Annotated in this window: 15 protein-coding genes; 8 read left to right on the forward strand and 7 right to left on the reverse strand. The window is 39.5% G+C overall.

What is annotated here, in order from left to right:
- Positions 1 to 57: 57 nt before the first annotated feature.
- The 3 genes from ACH30E_RS15725 to ACH30E_RS15735 all read right to left on the reverse strand — a co-directional run bounded on the left by ACH30E_RS15725 (position 58) and on the right by ACH30E_RS15735 (position 3,444).
- Positions 58 to 852, reverse strand: coding sequence for a thymidylate synthase (locus ACH30E_RS15725; protein ID WP_294991983.1), 795 nt, complete (start codon positions 850 to 852; stop codon positions 58 to 60).
- Positions 853 to 1,148: 296 nt separating this feature from the next.
- Positions 1,149 to 2,330, reverse strand: a complete 1,182-nt coding sequence (locus ACH30E_RS15730) for a proline dehydrogenase family protein (RefSeq protein ID WP_294991986.1) — start codon at positions 2,328 to 2,330, stop codon at positions 1,149 to 1,151.
- Positions 2,331 to 2,730: 400 nt separating this feature from the next.
- Positions 2,731 to 3,444, reverse strand: coding sequence for an SDR family oxidoreductase (locus ACH30E_RS15735; protein ID WP_490825603.1), 714 nt, complete (start codon positions 3,442 to 3,444; stop codon positions 2,731 to 2,733).
- A gap of 57 nt (positions 3,445 to 3,501) precedes the next feature.
- On the opposite strand from ACH30E_RS15735, the gene ACH30E_RS15740 reads away from it, so the two are divergent.
- The 5 genes from ACH30E_RS15740 to ACH30E_RS15760 all read left to right on the forward strand — a co-directional run bounded on the left by ACH30E_RS15740 (position 3,502) and on the right by ACH30E_RS15760 (position 8,294).
- On the forward strand, positions 3,502 to 5,001 hold the full coding sequence (locus tag ACH30E_RS15740) for a cryptochrome/photolyase family protein (RefSeq protein WP_490825604.1): 1,500 nt from the start codon (positions 3,502 to 3,504) through the stop codon (positions 4,999 to 5,001).
- A 10-nt stretch (positions 5,002 to 5,011) separates the two neighbouring features.
- The gene (locus ACH30E_RS15745; protein WP_490825605.1) at positions 5,012 to 5,494 is read left to right on the forward strand and encodes a flavin reductase family protein; all 483 of its coding nucleotides are present in this window, start codon (positions 5,012 to 5,014) and stop codon (positions 5,492 to 5,494) included.
- Positions 5,491 to 6,591: an FAD-binding domain-containing protein gene (locus ACH30E_RS15750; protein ID WP_490825606.1), complete on the forward strand. Its 1,101-nt coding sequence runs from the start codon at positions 5,491 to 5,493 to the stop codon at positions 6,589 to 6,591. The genes ACH30E_RS15745 and ACH30E_RS15750 overlap by 4 nt, the downstream gene beginning before the upstream one ends.
- Positions 6,592 to 6,607: 16 nt before the next feature.
- Positions 6,608 to 7,711, forward strand: coding sequence for a mandelate racemase/muconate lactonizing enzyme family protein (locus ACH30E_RS15755; protein WP_490825607.1), 1,104 nt, complete (start codon positions 6,608 to 6,610; stop codon positions 7,709 to 7,711).
- 67 nt (positions 7,712 to 7,778) lie between these two features.
- Positions 7,779 to 8,294: an acyl-CoA thioesterase gene (locus tag ACH30E_RS15760; RefSeq protein WP_294992000.1), complete on the forward strand. Its 516-nt coding sequence runs from the start codon at positions 7,779 to 7,781 to the stop codon at positions 8,292 to 8,294.
- 7 nt (positions 8,295 to 8,301) lie between these two features.
- Here the strand turns inward: ACH30E_RS15760 and ACH30E_RS15765 are convergent, their stop codons facing one another.
- Positions 8,302 to 9,069 (reverse strand): lysophospholipid acyltransferase family protein, encoded by a 768-nt coding sequence (locus ACH30E_RS15765; RefSeq protein WP_294992002.1) that lies wholly within the window; start codon positions 9,067 to 9,069, stop codon positions 8,302 to 8,304.
- Positions 9,070 to 9,198: 129 nt separating this feature from the next.
- Here ACH30E_RS15765 and hxpB point away from each other — a divergent pair, with 129 nt between their 5' ends.
- A complete protein-coding gene (gene hxpB / locus ACH30E_RS15770) occupies positions 9,199 to 9,864 on the forward strand; it encodes a hexitol phosphatase HxpB (RefSeq protein WP_294992004.1) in 666 nt (221 codons plus the stop codon).
- A 112-nt stretch (positions 9,865 to 9,976) separates the two neighbouring features.
- Here hxpB and ACH30E_RS15775 read toward each other — a convergent pair whose 3' ends face one another.
- Positions 9,977 to 11,494: an OmpA family protein gene (locus tag ACH30E_RS15775; RefSeq protein ID WP_490825608.1), complete on the reverse strand. Its 1,518-nt coding sequence runs from the start codon at positions 11,492 to 11,494 to the stop codon at positions 9,977 to 9,979.
- A gap of 209 nt (positions 11,495 to 11,703) precedes the next feature.
- On the opposite strand from ACH30E_RS15775, the gene ACH30E_RS15780 reads away from it, so the two are divergent.
- Positions 11,704 to 12,666, forward strand: a complete 963-nt coding sequence (locus ACH30E_RS15780) for a polyprenyl synthetase family protein (protein ID WP_490825609.1) — start codon at positions 11,704 to 11,706, stop codon at positions 12,664 to 12,666.
- A complete protein-coding gene (gene recJ, locus ACH30E_RS15785) occupies positions 12,666 to 14,363 on the forward strand; it encodes a single-stranded-DNA-specific exonuclease RecJ (RefSeq protein WP_490825610.1) in 1,698 nt (565 codons plus the stop codon). The genes ACH30E_RS15780 and recJ overlap by 1 nt, the downstream gene beginning before the upstream one ends.
- Position 14,364: 1 nt before the next feature.
- Here recJ and ACH30E_RS15790 read toward each other — a convergent pair whose 3' ends face one another.
- Both ACH30E_RS15790 and htpG read right to left on the reverse strand, forming a co-directional pair.
- On the reverse strand, positions 14,365 to 15,390 hold the full coding sequence (locus tag ACH30E_RS15790; RefSeq protein ID WP_490825611.1) for a 2Fe-2S iron-sulfur cluster-binding protein: 1,026 nt from the start codon (positions 15,388 to 15,390) through the stop codon (positions 14,365 to 14,367).
- A gap of 106 nt (positions 15,391 to 15,496) precedes the next feature.
- Positions 15,497 to 17,341, reverse strand: a complete 1,845-nt coding sequence (gene htpG, locus ACH30E_RS15795) for a molecular chaperone HtpG (protein ID WP_490825612.1) — start codon at positions 17,339 to 17,341, stop codon at positions 15,497 to 15,499.
- Positions 17,342 to 17,494: the final 153 nt, after the last annotated feature.

Genomic DNA, 17,494 nt, shown 5'->3' on the forward strand with positions numbered 1-17,494 from the left:
CTTTGATTGTACTGTAAGCCCAAAAAATCAAAGATCAAAAATTCAAAGATCAAAAAATTACACAGCTACCGGGGCTTTGATATGGGGATGACTTTGGTAGTTTTCGAGTGTAAAATCTTCAAACTTAAAACCAAAGATATCGGTTACTTCCGGGTTGATTTTCATAACGGGTAAATCAAATGGCGTTCTGCTCAATTGAAGTTTTGCCTGTTCTATATGATTATTATATAAGTGAACGTCGCCGAAGCTGTGCACAAAATCTCCGTATTGTAAACCACATACTTGGGCAACCATCATAGTTAACAATGCATAGGAAGCAATATTAAATGGTACTCCTAAGAATACGTCGGCACTTCGCTGGTATAGTTGACAACTGAGTTTTCCGTCTGCTACATAAAACTGAAAAAGACTATGACAGGGCATTAGTGCCATTTTAGGTAATTCAGCTACATTCCACGCACTGATAATTAAACGACGGCTATCCGGATTCTTTTTTATTTGTTGAATGATATCTGTTACCTGATCGATGGTTTCTCCGTTTGCACCTTCCCAACTGCGCCATTGTTTTCCATACACCGGACCTAAATCCCCATTCTCATCTGCCCATTCGTTCCAGATACTTACACCGTGTTCGGTGAGATATTGAATATTGGTTTCACCGCGTAGAAACCAGAGTAATTCGTAGATAATGCTTTTTAAATGCAGTTTTTTGGTGGTTACCAGCGGAAAGCCTTTTGCTAAATCAAAACGCATCTGGTACCCAAAACAACTGATGGTACCTGTACCTGTTCTATCGGTTTTCTGTACCCCATTGTCTAATATATGCTGAAGAAGCTGATGATATTGCTGCATGGGCGCAAAATACAATACTCAGGCTGATGATGAATCATTGCGTAAAGAATGTTGAGAAGCTGTGAATTCTTGGAGGATGTTAGAGGGGGATTTGGCCGCAGCGGCAAGCAATTGCTGTCCGTGGAAATTTTACTGCGAACTTTAGGTGTCGCGTATGATGGAACACAGATCTTCATGATTTTCAGGATTTATCATGATATATCTTGAAAATCATGAAAATCTGTGTTCTATTAATAGCAGAAAGTCTATAATAAGCACCTATCAAGGCTTGCAGCGTGTGGCCTGCAGCTTGAAGCCTATTTTCTTCTTGCCAGTTCCCGCTTAATAAGGGAAAGTTCGCGGCCGGTTTGTCCGCTTACGCTACTGTTTTCCTGGGCACGACGCATTAAATATGGGATAACATCTCTTATTGGTCCAAAAGGAAGGTATTTGCTAACGCTAAACCCTTCTTTGGCCAGGTTAAAAGTAATATTATCACTCATGCCATATAGTTGAGAGAAATGAATATGTGGATGATTGTGCGCCAATCCTTTCTGGTCGAGTAGCTCGGCTGCCAGCAGGTTGCTGGTTTCATTATGGGAAGCTACAATTACGGCTATCTGGTCTATATGATCGATAGTATACCTAACTGCAAGATCATAATCACGATCAGAAGCAGATTTGTCTGGTTGAATGGGGGACAGATACCCCTTCTCTTTTGCACGTGCCCTTTCTTTTTCCATATAGGCCCCACGAACGAGTTTCACCCCTAATAAAAAGCCTTTTTCTACCGCTATCTGGTGCGATAATTTCAGAAAATGCAGCCTATCATGTCTGTAAAGCTGAATGGTATTATAAACCACTACTTTTTTCTTATTGAAGGCCTCCATCATTTCCATGGTTAAACGGTCGATGGGGTCCTGTATCCAGCTTTCTTCGGCATCGACCAATACACCAATACCTTTGTCAGCGGCTATCTCGCAGATCGCGTACATTCTTTCTCTTACACGATCCCACTCATCAATTTCTACTTCATGGTCATGAATACCACTTCTTAAACGAGGGGCTTCATTCAAGGTTTGCAATAGTGCAAATCTTGCCAATCCGGTTATTTTAATACTGATAAAAGGAATATTAGACTGGGTTGCGGCGTAATTGATGACCCTGATAAATTCTTCCGTTGCATGATCAAAGCTTTCTTCGCCTTCTTTTCCTTCAACACCATAATCCAGAATTACCTGCACTCCATACTTTCCTAAAGTGGCTCCTACACCCGCTGTTTCTTCTAATGTTTCTCCCCCGACAAATTGCTTAAAAATCGTTTTACGGATAATCCCATGAACAGGTAGTCCTGTTTTCATAATAAAGGGAGTAAGGCGGGTGCCTAATTGCACAAACCATGGATACCCCATGCTGCTGAATAGTAATTTGGCACTTTTCAGCTCCTTATCGGACTTATACGCAAATGCGTTTTCGGTATTGTCAAAAGAAATATTCATTGCTAACGTTCGTTCGTAGTGCGAATATCGGTGCTAGATCGCTTAAAAAAAAGATTTTACAGGATCGGAGGAATAAATAATCACTATTATCCGGGGAAATTTGGCTGCAAGCCACAAGCGGCAAGCTGCAAATCATTGCTGTCAGGGGAAAAAACAGCTTCTAGCCACTAGCTGCTGGCTACTAGCCTTTTTTTGCTAATAATTTAACCATCCGCAAGCGTAAATATGGTAGTTGAATATTTATTTTAAATAGGATTTTTAAAAACCAAATTCGCAAGCCCTGTCAGTTATTCAAATAGAAGCAGATAGCCTAAAACAAGCACCAATCAAGGCTAGCGGCTAGAGGCTAGAGGCTAGAAGCTCGCAGCCTATTTTCCCCTGACAACAATGATAAATAATATCAAATTGCCTGATGGTTAAAAGGCTGCAATACCATTTCGCTTACTACGCCACTGGGCGGTTGCTGGCAAAGAAACCAGATAGCCCTGGCTGCTTCTTCGGCAACAATCATTTTCTCCCTTTGGACCCGGAGGTCGATACCATCCCAAAAAGGGCTATCTACCCCACCTAAAAAAAGATTGGTTATGCGGATTTCTGTGCGCTTGAGCTCCTCCCGAATACTCTGCATCATTCCTACGAGGCCATATTTACTGGCCGAATAGGCGGCTGCACCAGCCATCGGTACTTTTCCCAATACCCCTGGAATATGAATGATCAAACCCTTCTTGGTCTCCTTCATGCCCGGTAGTACTGCCTTCATGAGTAAAAAGCTGCCTATAAGGTTTACCTGCAATGTATCCGTAAACTCTTTTATAGTTAATGATTCCAAAGGTTTGATAATACCAATACCTGCTGCATTAATGAGTATATCGATCGGACCAGCCTGCTGTACCAATGCTATTGTTTTATTAATGCCTTCTTCATCGGTTATATCTAAACTAAGTTGTCTATCAGCGGGTATGCCGGCAATTGTACCAGCAACTGCTAATTTTTCGCTGTTTCTACCTGTTATATAAACTTTTGCCCCAGAGCCAGTGAGCAACTTTGCTAGTTGACTGCCAATTCCACCTGTTCCCCCAATTAATAATACTGTTTTACCCTTTAATGTTTCCATGCCTTGCTTTTAAATGAAATAAACAATACAGGATCGAATTTGTTTTAGGAATCTATTATGAAAGAAGCATGCCTGGTATTTCCGCACCAGTTATTTGAAAATAATCCAGCAATTAAACCAAACAGGGATACCTGGCTAATAGAAGAATCACTGTTCTTTACCCAATACCGTTTTCATAAACAGAAACTGGTTTTCCACAGGGCTTCTATGATGCACTATGCAGATGAACTACGAAATAAAGGATACCAGGTGTTTTATGTTGAAGCAACAGATTCTTTACACGATCTGCGTAAACTCATACCATATCTACAGCAAAAAAATTATACCACCCTGCATTTGGTTGACCCTGTAGATGACTGGCTTCAAAAAAGAATAACAAAAGGATGTATTGAATCTGGATTAACACAGGTAATATATGAGAGTCCGAATTTTTTAAATACTTCTGAAACACTGCATGCCTATTTCAATCAACGAAAGCATTACTTTCAAACAGATTTTTATATCTATCAGCGAAAGAAAAGAAATTTATTGGTAAATAATAACCAACAACCTCTTGGAGGTCGTTGGACCTACGACGTAGACAACAGGGCGAAATATCCTGCAAAAGCTACACCTCCTGACTATCAATTACCGGAGGTTAACAATTATGTGATTTCGGCTATTGAATATGTTGATCAATTTTTTGGTACCAACCCCGGCAATGCAGGAAATCCATTTAACCAGCAAAAGACACATTTCTATCCTATTAACCACAAAGATGCTTTGCTATGGTTACATGATTTTTTAGAAACTCGTTTTGCAGATTTTGGTTTATATGAAGATGCCATGGTAATGCATCAACCCATTCTGCATCATAGTGTGCTTAGCCCATTAATAAATATTGGTTTAATAAATCCCCAGGAAATTATTGATCAAGCCATTAGTTATGCTGCCAGAAAAGATATCCCTTTAAATTCATTGGAAGGATTTATCAGACAAATCACAGGATGGCGTGAATTTATAAGAGCCGTATATATCAGAGAACAAGGCAAACAAAGAACTAAAAATTATTGGGGGTTCACCCGAAAAATACCACCCAGCTTTTGGACTGGCAACACCGGAATCCTGCCGATAGATACCGTAATTAAACAGGTACTGCAAAGTGGATATGCGCATCATATAGAAAGACTGATGGTATTGGGTAATTTCATGTTACTGTGTGAATTTGATCCGGATGAAGTATATCGATGGTTTATGGAAATGTTTATTGATGCCTATGACTGGGTGATGGTTCCAAACGTTTATGGTATGACACAGTTTGCAGACGGAGGACTCATGACCACAAAGCCATATATCAGTGGCAGTAATTATATACGCAAAATGAGCAACTATCCTGCAGGTCCATGGCAGGAAGTCTGGGATGCATTGTTTTGGCGTTTTATGCATACCCATCGTGATTTTTTTGCCTCGAATCCGAGATTGGGAATGCTTTTGAAAACATTCGATAAAATGCCAAAAGAAAAGCAAGACAAGCACCTGCAACATGCAACAACCTTCTTACATAGCTTATCAAATTAATTGTTTACAAATGCCTAAACGTCCGTGGAACAGAATAGACCTGCCAGTGTATGCAGTGAGTAGTTCCGATGGTTTCGAACATTATAACATGCATATCATAACATATGCCAGCCAGATCAGTATGCAACCAAAAAGGTATTTCTGTGGCATATATGAAGGCACCAAAACCCTGGAGTATGTACAACAAAATCCGGTTTTCATTTTACAATTGCTGTCGGCTAAACAATACAGACTTGTTGAGTTGCTGGGTAAAAAATCAGGCCATGATATTGATAAGATTGGAAGATTAGCTAAAAGAAAATTACTCTCTACCTGGGAAGGTTTTCCTGTATTGAAAGATGCATTAGCAGTTATGAAACTTTCTGTCATTACACAGTTGAATGCCGGAGATCATACTGGGTTTCTCTGCGATGTTACTGCCTGGAAAAACCTAAACGACGGTGAGCCACTCACTTTGAATACATTAAGAACACATAAGTTGATCAGGATATGAGTATTACGCTCTTTCCCACCGACCTCGAACATATTCAGGAATGGATTGATGCCATTGATCCTGTGGCGTATGCCAGGACAAGGAATTTTTTAAATGGTTCAGTAACCAGACTATCCCCATACTTATCAAGAGGTGTTATTGATCTACCACAACTGCGTGATAAGATAATGGCTTCATTCCCTATTAACCAATCCATCAAATTATTACAGGAATTAGGCTGGAGAGAATATTACCAAAGAATATGGCAGGTAAAAGGAACAGCAATTTTCTCAGATCTAAAACAGACGCAATCTGGGGTTTTACATTTCCAAATGCCTACCGCTTTATTAAACGCGGATACTAAGATAGAAGCTATCGACCAATCAATTGAAACGTTATATCAAACCGGTTATATGCATAACCATTGCAGGATGTATGCTGCAATGCTTGCATGTAATATTGGCAAAGCACATTGGTCGGTTCCCGCACAATGGATGTATTACCACCTGCTTGATGGCGACCTTGCCAGTAATGCGCTTAGCTGGCAATGGGTTACAGGGAGTTTTAGTAGTAAAAAATATATAGCCAATCAAGAGAATATCAATACTTATACGGGTTCAGTTCAAACGAATACCTATTTGGATGTGGATTATACCTCATTAGCCAGTTTGGATGTACCTGATGAGCTTAAAGCTTCAGAACCATTGCATTTAACCACTACACTACCTGAATCTGAAGAACCGGTTAGCCTACCCAATGCCCCATTGTTTGTATACAATAGTTACCAGATAGATCCTAAATGGCATATGCATGAAAAGGGTAACAGGGTATTGCTTTTGGAACCTGATTTTTTTGAAAAATATCCGGTGAGTGATCGGGTTTTATCCTTTATCATTTCGCTTGCAAAAGCACAAATACCCGGTATAAGAATATTCTGTGGCTCCTTTGATGATTTGGTGAGCCGTGCAGGTTTTACCAGCATTCATTACAAAGAACATCCCATATCAAACCATTACAGTGGGATTAAAGAGGAAAGGAATTGGATGTTTCCGGAAATCAAAGGCTATTATCCCTCATTTTTTAGTTATTGGAAGAAATGTGAACGGTTTTTGCAATAATTACTGAAATTCGCGCATGACTATTTCCTCTATTGAAATTTATAAATATTCCATTCCAATGGTGCCATTTACCATTGCCACCGGCACTATGGAATATGCGCAGAATTTGTTTATCCGTATTCATACCAATGAAGGCATAACCGGTAAAGGTGAGTGTTCTGCATTTCCCATGATTGCAGCAGAAACACAAGCTACCTGTTATGAGATGGCCAAAGATTTTGCGATGCTATGGAAAGGGAAGAACCCACTTGAGATAGAGGAAAGATTAGCAGAACTCGATTTGTTTACTGCTGGCAACTATACAGCTAAAAGTGCTTTCGACCTTGCCTTGTATGATATTGCTGCACAGCATGCAAGACAGCCATTATATCAATTCCTGGGAGGTAAACAGAAAAGAATTGAAAGTGATTTAACTATTGGCATCAGTGATCCGGCGTCAATGGCAGCAACTGCTTTTTCTTTTAAAGAAAAAGGGGTGAAAATGATTAAGGTAAAACTTGGGAAAAAAGTTGAGGATGATATTGAGCGAATCAAACTTATTCGCGAAGCTGTTGGCAATGATATTATTCTACGAATTGATGCCAACCAGGGTTGGAGTTATGAAGACGCAGTAAAAGCATTAACAGCAATGGGTGATTACCAGATACAATTTTGTGAACAGCCCATGCGTAAATGGAACGATGAATTATTACCTGAACTCTGTGCATTATCTCCTATTCCGGTTATGGCAGATGAAAGCGTATTCACGCACCATGATGCCAAAAGAATTATTAAAAATAAAGCCTGCCATTACATCAATATAAAATTTGCCAAAAGCGGGGGAATACGTGAAGCTATTAGGATTAACGAGGTAGCAGAGGCTAATAACATTCCGTGTATGCTGGGTGGGATGCTTGAGAGCAGGGTTGCACTTACCGCAAAAGTTCATTTCGCCATGGCTTATGAGAATATCCGTTTTTATGACCTTGACACCTGTTTACTGGGCCATAAAGAAGACCCCGTAGTTGGCGGTGTAAAATATGATGGCATGCAATTATTATTGGATGAAACACCCGGTATTGGTGCCGATGTGGACCAGTCGTTTTTTGAACGTCATGCAAGTGTTCACTGCGTTATATAATTGCAAAACTGTTATTAACCTTCAGGAATAGGCATGGTCAACGTATCTTTGCCGAAATTAGCGCCCAATGGAAGCAAAAAAAGTGAGTGAAAGTTTTACCATTATGAATGAGTTGGTGTTACCCAATGACACTAATACATTTGGTAATTTAATGGGTGGACGTTTGATGTATTGGATGGATATTGCTGCCGGTATCGCTGCCGGACGGCATTGTAATACTCCTAGCATGACTGCATCAGTTGATAACCTGAGTTTTAAGAATCCGATTAAACTGGGTAATGTTGTACATATAGAGGCAAAGGTTTGCCGTGCTTTTAATACCTCCATGGAAATCCATATCAAGGTTTGGGGCGAAGACCTTCTTCACCAATACAAATACGAAAGCAATGAAGCATTTTTCACCTTTGTTGCGCTTGATCCAAATGGTAAACCAAGAAAAATTCCTGAGCTTGTTCCTGAAACAGAAGAGGAAAAGAAATTATTCGACGGCGCACTCAGAAGAAGACAAATAAGGCTGATACTTGCTGGGAAAATGAAGCCCGATGATGCAAATGAACTTAAGGCTTTATTCATCAAAGAATAAGAACAATCTATTTATCGAGTTTTGACAGCAAATGATGTTTTCCACGCATCATGTAGTCTTTGCTTTGTTCTATTGCATCCATGACCTGATTCAGTATTTCATCAACGGGTTGTGTATAATCTATCACCATCGGTTCTTTAAACCTGATAGAAAGGGTAGATCCTTTTTTCTTAAAGCTGAGTCCTTTTTTATTAAAGGCTCTCCAGAAACCATTGATCACTACCGGAACAACAATTGGCTGGTTGTTTTTAATGATATGTGCTGTTCCCTTTCTTCCTGGAGCAAATGGTTTGGTAGTACCTTGCGGGAAAGTGATTACCCAACTTTTGTTTAAAGCCTGGTCAATCTTTTGGGTATCCGCTTCATCTCTGTTTCTGCTGATTTCCTGTCCTTCTGAACGCCAGGTACGCTTTATTGTTAAAGCACCCGCCAGTTTAAATAATCGGCTGAGCCAGTTCCCGTTCATGGTTTCTTCTGCAGCCACAAAATAAACATTGGTAAAAGGATTAAGCAGGTAAAAAGGCAAACCAAGTTTGTTTTGTCTTCGCCATTTAACAGCGCAAAAAATATGTATGAATGCAATTACATCGGCAAAGTAAGTCTGGTGATTGCTTACGAATAGTACGTTTTTCCCGGGCAATTTTTCCAGGTGCTCTGTCCCTTCAATTTTTATTTTATTGATCCATGCAAGTCCGGGATATGAAAAAGCTCCAACAACTGCATATACTATTGAACGAACCAGTTTTATATGTCTCAAACGCTCCGTTATTCGCATAAGGTTTACATTGGCAATCTTTGCAAAATAAGGAATGTAATCAAATTGTTAGGTGATTGTTTAAAAAATGCCTGTTAATGGTGTATTTAATAGGTACATAGAAATACTTTTGCGGAGTAAAAAAATGCCATGCAATTAGATACCGTAATTTTTGATATTGATGGTTTACTGATCGACAGTGAGCCATTATGGAATGAAGCAGCTACTGAGTTATTTCATGAATATGGCGTTAGTCTTTCAGAAGAGCAGTATAAAACCACTACAGGTTTAAGAACCAAAGAATTTGTACAGTGGTGGTTTCAGTATTTTAATATAGGTGAAGGGGAGCAAAAAAGGGCCGAGCAAAAGATTGTTGAGTTGGTTCTTGCTAAAATTGAGCAGAAAGGAAAAGTTCTTCCGGGCGTTCCTTACATATTTGATTTCTTCCAACGTAAGTCGTTTAAAATTGGTTTGGCAACCTCCTCACCTCCATCTTTGATTGATCTGGTCGTTGAGATCTGCGGGATAAAAAAATACCTGCATGCCACTGCTTCTGCTGAATCGCTTGCATACGGAAAACCTCATCCACAAGTGTACCTGAACTGTGCAGCATCATTAGATAGTAAGCCTACATCCTGTATTTGTTTTGAAGATTCATTTAATGGAATGATTGCCGTTAAAGCGGCGAGGATGAAATGTGTTATTGTACCACATGTTAGTCAGCTAAAAGACGAAAGATGGGGTGCGGCGGATTTAAAACTTTCTTCCTTACAGAATTTTGGCGAGTTGCATTTTGAATTAGTTGGAGGAAGTTAGTCAATGGTCAATTGTCAATTGTCAATAGACTATGGACTATGGACAACAATAACAAAAAGCCCCGATCATAATAATGATCGGGGCTTTTTGTTATTGTTAACTAATCAGGTGATTAGTTTCTGCTTTTCAGATTTGGATGTGGAGCAGGAACAGTGTTTGGACCTGCATCTACAGTACCTTGAAGATCTACAGTGTTAGCATCGCCATCCTGACCATAGCTAAAGATGAAACGGCTTTCAGAAATACCTTGTTTTTCAACCAGGTATTTGATAACTGCATTAACGCGATCCCAGCTTAATTGCTGTGAAGCTTTGCTAGAAGCAGCGTAACCAATTACTTTAATGTTACAAGCAGGGTTAGCATTGATTCTTGCAGCAACACCATTCAGGATGTTTTGAGCGTCTTTAGATAAAGTAGCTTTTCCTTTGAACTGGATGCTTGGTAAGCTTCCGATATTACACTGAGGAGCTGCTTCAACAGGCTTCATGTTAGCGATCATGTCTTTGATCTCTTTGCAACATGCTGGCTCAGGGCAAGTACCGATACCATCATTGTTTACAGGGAAACATTTTTGAGCAGTCAACAGTTCTTTGTCTTTGTAATCAGGAACACCATCACCATCAGTATCTTTTGCACGACCATGAGAATCAACAGGAGCACCAGCAGGTGTGTTAGGCTCGAGGTCGAACTGATCAGTAACGCCATCTTTATCAGCATCTGGTAATACCACTTTAGGCATTTTCATGTGCTGAGGTGAGTTCAACTCGTTGTAAACGAAGTTGTTTGGATTAAGCCACCACAAAGGTTCAACACGCTTAGAACTATTACCAATATTGATGTTTAATCTTGCAGTAGTAAAGCTGTAGAAATCAGAATTATTACCAACAGCATAACCATCGAGGTAGTCATATCCGCCAGTTGCTATGAAAGCAAATTTCTGCTCTAAACCAATATTTACTTTTTTGCTCAGTTTGTAAGCAAAACCTAAACCGGTATTAAAACCATGGAAGAAACCATAGTCACCACTTGTACCAATCAGCGATTCGCTGCTGCCTGGCCATCTGCCATTATTTAAACCTGGTGTAAAACGTCTGCTACCGTTAGGATCAATGTCTTTAAACGCAACATTTGCAGCAACAAAGCTATAACCGGCAAGTAAATAAATGTCTGCTTTCGGGTTACCTCTGTAGTTGCTGATTGTGTTTAAAGATGCGATCACATCAAAACCAAGCAGGTGGCTCTGGTTTTTGTAACCTCTTGAACCAATTGGTCTTGCTGCAGGAGGATTACCTTTCAGAGAAGAAGATCCAACCATACCGGTGTAAGATCCTCTTAAAGAAAACACATTACTTAATGCTTTTCTTAATGAAACAGTACCGGTAAAACCAAGTTTGCTGTTTACATCCCCAATTACATTACCTGTACCTAAACCGAAGCCTAATTCCCACTGACTACGTGGTTTAGCAGGATAGGGATACTGGTTATTGATAAACTCATTATGCTGGGGCAATTTCTTTACCGAAATTTTGGATGTGTCCTTCCAATCCCAACCCCAATCCGTTTGAGCCATACCGATCGACTGTACCAGTACGATCAGTGCTAGTGCTAAGATGTTCTTTTTGCTTGCCATAATAATTGATTGATATTTAATGAGAACTTGTTGATATTAAGAAAACATTGCAAATTTAAGTCTTAGGATACAAATCCCCAATTTTCTTGCCTTATATTGTTGTAGCATTTTTACTACAATCATCATACCAGACTTAAACCAAGCCTAAAACGCTGCTTTTCTGCGTTTTATTATGGGTTCGTCAGCCTATATTGCATCATATTCTGACCATGGAATTAGCAAAAAAGATAATATCAGAGGAATTAATCCAGTTTGAAGTGCATTTCAGGGAGGCCGTAAAAAGCCGTGTGGCCCTTCTTGACCGGATCATGCAATACATCGTAAAACGTAAAGGAAAGCAGCTCAGACCCATGTTTGTACTGCTTAGTGCCCGGCTGGGGGGTGAGGTTGATGATAGCACTTACCGTGCAGCGTCGCTTGTGGAACTATTACATACTGCTACCCTGGTACACGACGATGTAGTAGACGATGCCCTCGAAAGAAGGGGTTTTTTCTCCATTAATGCCCTCTGGAAAAATAAAATTGCCGTACTGGTAGGCGACTATCTACTATCAAAAGGCCTTTTGTTATCACTTAATAATAAAGACCATGAGGTTTTACGGATACTCTCCGAAGCTGTTCGACTGATGAGTGAGGGAGAATTACTCCAAATTGAAAAAGCCCGTAACCTGAACCTTAAGGAATCCATTTATTATGAAATAATTAATGGCAAAACCGCCTCTCTTTTAGCCTCCGCCTGCGCCGCAGGGGCATCCACTACCTTTACCGACCCCGAAAAAGTGGAACAAATGAGGTTATTTGGAGAAAAAGTTGGCATGGCATTTCAAATCAAAGACGATCTCTTTGATTATGGCAGCATGGATATAGGTAAACCCACCGGAAATGATATCAAGGAAAAAAAATTAACCCTACCATTAATATATACCCTTAATAACTGTAGCGCTGATCTTAAAAGAAAGATTATTTATATCGTTAAAAATGAAAACACCGAAAAAGAAAAAGTAAAGTTTGTAATTGACGCAGTAACAGAAACAGGGGGTATTCAATATGCAACAGAAAAAATGTTTGCCTTTCGCGACGAAGCATTAACCATATTGCACGGTTTCCCCCAAACACCTGTTAGAGATGCCCTTGAAGAATTGGTACGTTACACTACAGACAGAACTTATTGATGGATAAAAGATGGAACATATTACCCGCTGATCCAACCCGTACAGAAGCTTTATACGAAGCACTCAAGATCAATAAAACTATTTGTTCCATCCTTGTTCAACGCGGTATCGATACTTTTGAAAAAGCCAAAGATTTTTTCCGCCCTCAACTTACACAGTTATATAGTCCATGGCTGATGAAGGACATGGAAAAAGCAGTTGACCGATTATTAGCTGCCTTTCATCAACATGAAAAAATACTGGTATTTGGTGATTATGATGTAGATGGAACCACTGCGGTAGCCGCTATGTACCAGTACCTGAGCAGTATCTACGACAGTGTTGATTTTTATATCCCACACCGTTATCGCGAAGGTTATGGGATTTCTAAGCTGGGAATTGACCACGCAAAAGAGCACGGATTCACGCTGATTGTTTCACTCGATTGTGGTATTAAATCTGCTGACCTCATCAGCTACGCAAAAACATTAGGGATTGATTTTATCGTTTGCGACCACCACCTGCCCGACAAAATACTACCGCCTGCAGTAGCTATTCTTAACCCGAAACAAACCGACTGCCCCTACCCTTACAAAGAATTATGTGGTTGCGGAGTGGGATTTAAGTTAATGTCGGCCCTTAGTGATAAACTTAACCTGCCGGATGAAACACATTTAGCATACCTCGATCTGGTAGCCACTGCTATCGCAGCAGATATTGTTCCAATAACAGATGAAAACAGGATATTGGCTTATTATGGTTTACAAAAAGTAAATCAACAACCCTGTCCAGGCATCAAAGCATTAATGGAACTTGCGGGTGTACAAAAAACCATGCATATCACCAACCTTGTATTTATTATTGCCCCTCGTGTAAATGCAGCAGGCAGGATGGATGATGCAAGAAAAGCTGTTCAATTATTTATTGAAAAAGACCCAAAGAAAGCTTTATCATTTGCTGAAATGTTACACAGCGATAATGCCGACAGAAGAGAAGCAGATAGTTCAATAACGGAAGAAGCACTGGCACTGATTGAAGCCGACCCTGAACACAACAATAAAAAATCAACCGTTGTATACCAGGAACATTGGCATAAAGGTGTTGTAGGAATTGTAGCAAGCAGACTAATAGAAAAACATTACCGCCCTACAGTGGTTCTCACAAAGAGTGGAGATTATGTAGCAGGTAGTGCAAGAAGTGTAGCAGGGTTTAATCTGTATGAAGCCATACATGCCTGCCGGGAACACTTATTAGGTTATGGTGGACATTTCGCCGCTGCTGGTATGACCTTATTACCAGAACAAGTCTCTTTATTTGCAGCCGCATTCGAAGCTGCCGTTCAACAACAGATTACACCAGCTCAACTTATTCCAGAAATTGTTATTGATGCCCCTATTCAATTTTCGGAAATCACACCTACTATGTTTGGTATTCTTTGCCAGATGGAACCCTTTGGTCCAGAAAACCTAAAGCCCGTTTTTATTGCAAGAGGAGTTACAGATACAGGCTTCTCAAAAATTGTAAAAGAACAACATATCCGCTTTGTGGTAAAACAGCAAAAGATTAGTTTCACAGGAATAGGTTTCAATATGGCACATAAATTCCATTTACTGCAACAACAAAAGCCTCTTGATCTTGTATTTACCCTTGACGAAAATGAGTGGAACGGTGAAAAAAATATTCAATTAAAAATGATCGACCTGCGCATAAGCGAATAACTCAATAACGAAGTTCAACATCACCACCAACCGGATACCCTGTACAGGTTAATATCTTTCCCTGCTTAATTGCATCATCCATTAATACTTCATTCTTAAACATCCATACTTCCCCACTTGTGCACAATGCAGCACAGGTACCGCACTGCCCGCTTTCACAACTATATGGCAACTCAATTTGTTGTCTCTTTGCTGACTGTAATATTGTTTCCGGATATTGCACACTCCATTGATATGTTTTCCCTCCAACACTTGCGTATACAATATGTGGATCCATATCAGGTGGTTTTGGGTTGATAACAGGTTTGTGAACTTCAAACTGCTCTTTCCTGATTTGCTCGTCTTTTAGCCCAAGTCCCTTTAACACCAATGTAATCATCAGCATGTACTGAAAAGGGCCACACAAATAAACCTGTAGTTTTTCAAGAGAATGCGGAAAATACTTTCCGATTATTTCCGAGACAATTGGTGCACTTAATCTAGCTTCTTTAAAATGTTTTGCATCACTAAAAAGAAAATGAATCTTTAAAAACCGTGGGTATGCTACAGCAAGTGCTCGTAATTCTTCATGGAAAATAGTGTCCTGCATCGACCTGTTACTATAAACAAGTACAACCTCATTTTCCTGCTGCAAATGCAACAATGTTTTTATTTGGGCAATTATAGGTGTAATGCCACTGCCTGCCGCAAAAAAAATGAATGGCTGTTTTGCTTCAACTTTTTCTGGTAAAATAAAAAAACCGGCAGGTGGTAATCCTTGTAAAACATCTCCCGGTCTGGCATGGTCTACCAGCCGGCGGGAATAAATACCATTAGGAATTTTTTTTACTGTTATCCTGAGTGGTTCCCCTAGCAAAGGAGAGGATGAAATAGAGTAACTCCTTCTCTCTTCCTCATTATTTCTATTCTTAAAAATTAATGTGATGAACTGCCCGGCAACATAGTTTATTTCCTGATCAATTGGCTCTAACACAAAGGAAGATGCATTTGGTGTATTTCTGATAATCGATAAAATGCGGTATTCCATAAACTTCCTATTGTGCTATATGAAAATAATGATATTCAGCAGGTGAGCAAATAAAAAGCTGCTCATGTTTCCATGAACAGCTTTTATGATGTTGTATCGTTTTATATTATTTACCTGATGCAGTTTGCAATAACTCTACACTTCTATTTATAAAACTTGTCAGGTCATTCCCTTTTAATAACCCCTGTGAAAGCAATGCAAGATCCGCCAGGTTTCTTACCTGCTTTTCTTTTAAAGCTGCATCATCGGCCTTGAGCACCTGCTGGTATATAGGGTGATTACCATTTACAGTAAGTGTTACCTCATCCGGCATCTGTGCATAGAAGGCCGTCATACCACCACCTACACCTGCCATATCTTTCATACGACGCATAAATTCAGGACGTGTGGCAATTACCGGAGCTGATTCAGGACTAAGTCCCTTAATCTCTGTAGTCACGTGCAAGTCAGCAAAATTGAGGTTGAACAATTCTTTTAATTGATCTTTTTCTTCACTGCTTAAAATGGTTTCATTTCCTTCCTGTTTATCAATCAGGTTATCTACGATATCTGCATCTACCCTAACAAAGCTTACATTTTCCCATTTCATTTCCATGGTATTAATGAAAGCAGCATCTACCAGTGTTTCCATTTTTACTACAGTGTAGCCCTTTCCTTTGCATGCCTGGACATAAGCATCCTGCTGCACCGGGTTTGTACTGTATAGTATAATATGTTTCCCGTCTTTATTCTTTTGTAAAGCCTCTGTTGCTGTCTTATACTCGTCAATTGTATGGAATTTTCCTTCTGTATCTTCCATCACCAAAAACTTATTGGCTTTCTCCAGGAACTTATCGTCGGTCATCATTCCATATTTCACAAATAAGCCAAGACTCTCCCATTTTTCTTCAAATGAAGATCGTTCGTTTCTGAAAATTTCTTCAAGCTTATCTGCTACTTTTTTGGTGATATGTGCATTGATTTTCTTCACATTTGGATCACCCTGTAAATAACTTCTGCTTACATTTAACGGAATATCAGGGCTATCAATTACACCATGCAATAACATCAGGAATTCTGGAACAATGTCTTTTACCTCATCTGTAACAAATACCTGGTTACAATACAGTTGGATTTTGTCTTTCTGTATTTCATAACTCTGTTTAATCTTAGGGAAATAAAGCACCCCTGTAAGATTAAAAGGATAGTCTACATTGAGGTGAATCCAGAATAAAGGTGTTTCGCCAAATGGATATAATTCACGATAGAAATTTTCATAGTCTTCTTTCGTAAGTTCTGAAGGCTTTTTAATCCAGATTGGATTACTGTTATTGATGGGTTTTTCTTCCCCTTCTTTTTTCTCTCCAACTTCTGAAAAATAGATGGGTATCGGTAAGAATTTACAAAAACGATCGAGGATACTTTTTATACGGGAAGCTTCCAGGAATTCTTTGCTTTCCTCATTAATATGCAATACGATTTTAGTTCCTCTTTCATTATAATCTGTTTCAAAAAGCTCGAATTCCGGACTACCGTCGCAACTCCAGAATACCCCACTGCCTTCTTTAAAACTTTTTGAGTGAATATCTACTTTATCACTCACCATAAAAGCACTGTAGAATCCTAACCCGAAATGACCTATAATGCTCGCATCTTTATATTTATTTACAAACTCTTCTGCCCCGCTAAAAGCAACCTGATTGATGTATTTGTCTACTTCTTCACCAGTCATACCAACACCACGGTCAATAATACTTAAGGTTTTTTCCTTCGCATCAAGGATTACATCGATTCTTAAATCGCCCAGTTCACCTTTGGCTTCTCCGAGTGAAGACAGGGTTTTCAGTTTTTGGCTGGCATCTACTGCATTACTTACCAGTTCCCTGAGGAAAATCTCATGGTCGCTGTACAGGAACTTCTTGATAATGGGGAAAATATTCTCTGTTTGAACACGAATCTGGCCTTTTTGCATATACTATACTGATTTTTCGGGCTACTGAGCAAAGAAAGTACCAAACCGGGGAAAACTGACAGGTTGACAAGTTATCCACTTTATTGAAAATTAATAATAGTTTATTCCCGGGAAAAAATGTCATTTCAGGCGGAATGCTACATTTGTTTTCCA

The organism is Sediminibacterium sp. FW305-C-61 (assembly GCF_058231065.1).

Excerpts from the sequence above, each read along its gene's own strand:
- ACH30E_RS15765 (WP_294992002.1), bottom strand. The coding sequence starts at position 9,069 with ATGCGAATAACGGAGCGTTTGAGACATATAAAACTGGTTCGTTCAATA.
- ACH30E_RS15790 (WP_490825611.1), bottom strand. The coding sequence starts at position 15,390 with ATGGAATACCGCATTTTATCGATTATCAGAAATACACCAAATGCATCT.
- ACH30E_RS15750 (WP_490825606.1), top strand. The coding sequence starts at position 5,491 with ATGAGTATTACGCTCTTTCCCACCGACCTCGAACATATTCAGGAATGG.
- ACH30E_RS15745 (WP_490825605.1), top strand. The coding sequence starts at position 5,012 with ATGCCTAAACGTCCGTGGAACAGAATAGACCTGCCAGTGTATGCAGTG.
- ACH30E_RS15755 (WP_490825607.1), top strand. The coding sequence starts at position 6,608 with ATGACTATTTCCTCTATTGAAATTTATAAATATTCCATTCCAATGGTG.
- ACH30E_RS15740 (WP_490825604.1), top strand. The coding sequence starts at position 3,502 with ATGAAAGAAGCATGCCTGGTATTTCCGCACCAGTTATTTGAAAATAAT.
- htpG (WP_490825612.1), bottom strand. The coding sequence starts at position 17,341 with ATGCAAAAAGGCCAGATTCGTGTTCAAACAGAGAATATTTTCCCCATT.
- ACH30E_RS15775 (WP_490825608.1), bottom strand. The coding sequence starts at position 11,494 with ATGGCAAGCAAAAAGAACATCTTAGCACTAGCACTGATCGTACTGGTA.
- recJ (WP_490825610.1), top strand. The coding sequence starts at position 12,666 with ATGGATAAAAGATGGAACATATTACCCGCTGATCCAACCCGTACAGAA.
- ACH30E_RS15735 (WP_490825603.1), bottom strand. The coding sequence starts at position 3,444 with ATGGAAACATTAAAGGGTAAAACAGTATTATTAATTGGGGGAACAGGT.
- hxpB (WP_294992004.1), top strand. The coding sequence starts at position 9,199 with ATGCAATTAGATACCGTAATTTTTGATATTGATGGTTTACTGATCGAC.
- ACH30E_RS15730 (WP_294991986.1), bottom strand. The coding sequence starts at position 2,330 with ATGAATATTTCTTTTGACAATACCGAAAACGCATTTGCGTATAAGTCC.
- ACH30E_RS15760 (WP_294992000.1), top strand. The coding sequence starts at position 7,779 with ATGGAAGCAAAAAAAGTGAGTGAAAGTTTTACCATTATGAATGAGTTG.
- ACH30E_RS15725 (WP_294991983.1), bottom strand. The coding sequence starts at position 852 with ATGCAGCAATATCATCAGCTTCTTCAGCATATATTAGACAATGGGGTA.
- ACH30E_RS15780 (WP_490825609.1), top strand. The coding sequence starts at position 11,704 with ATGGAATTAGCAAAAAAGATAATATCAGAGGAATTAATCCAGTTTGAA.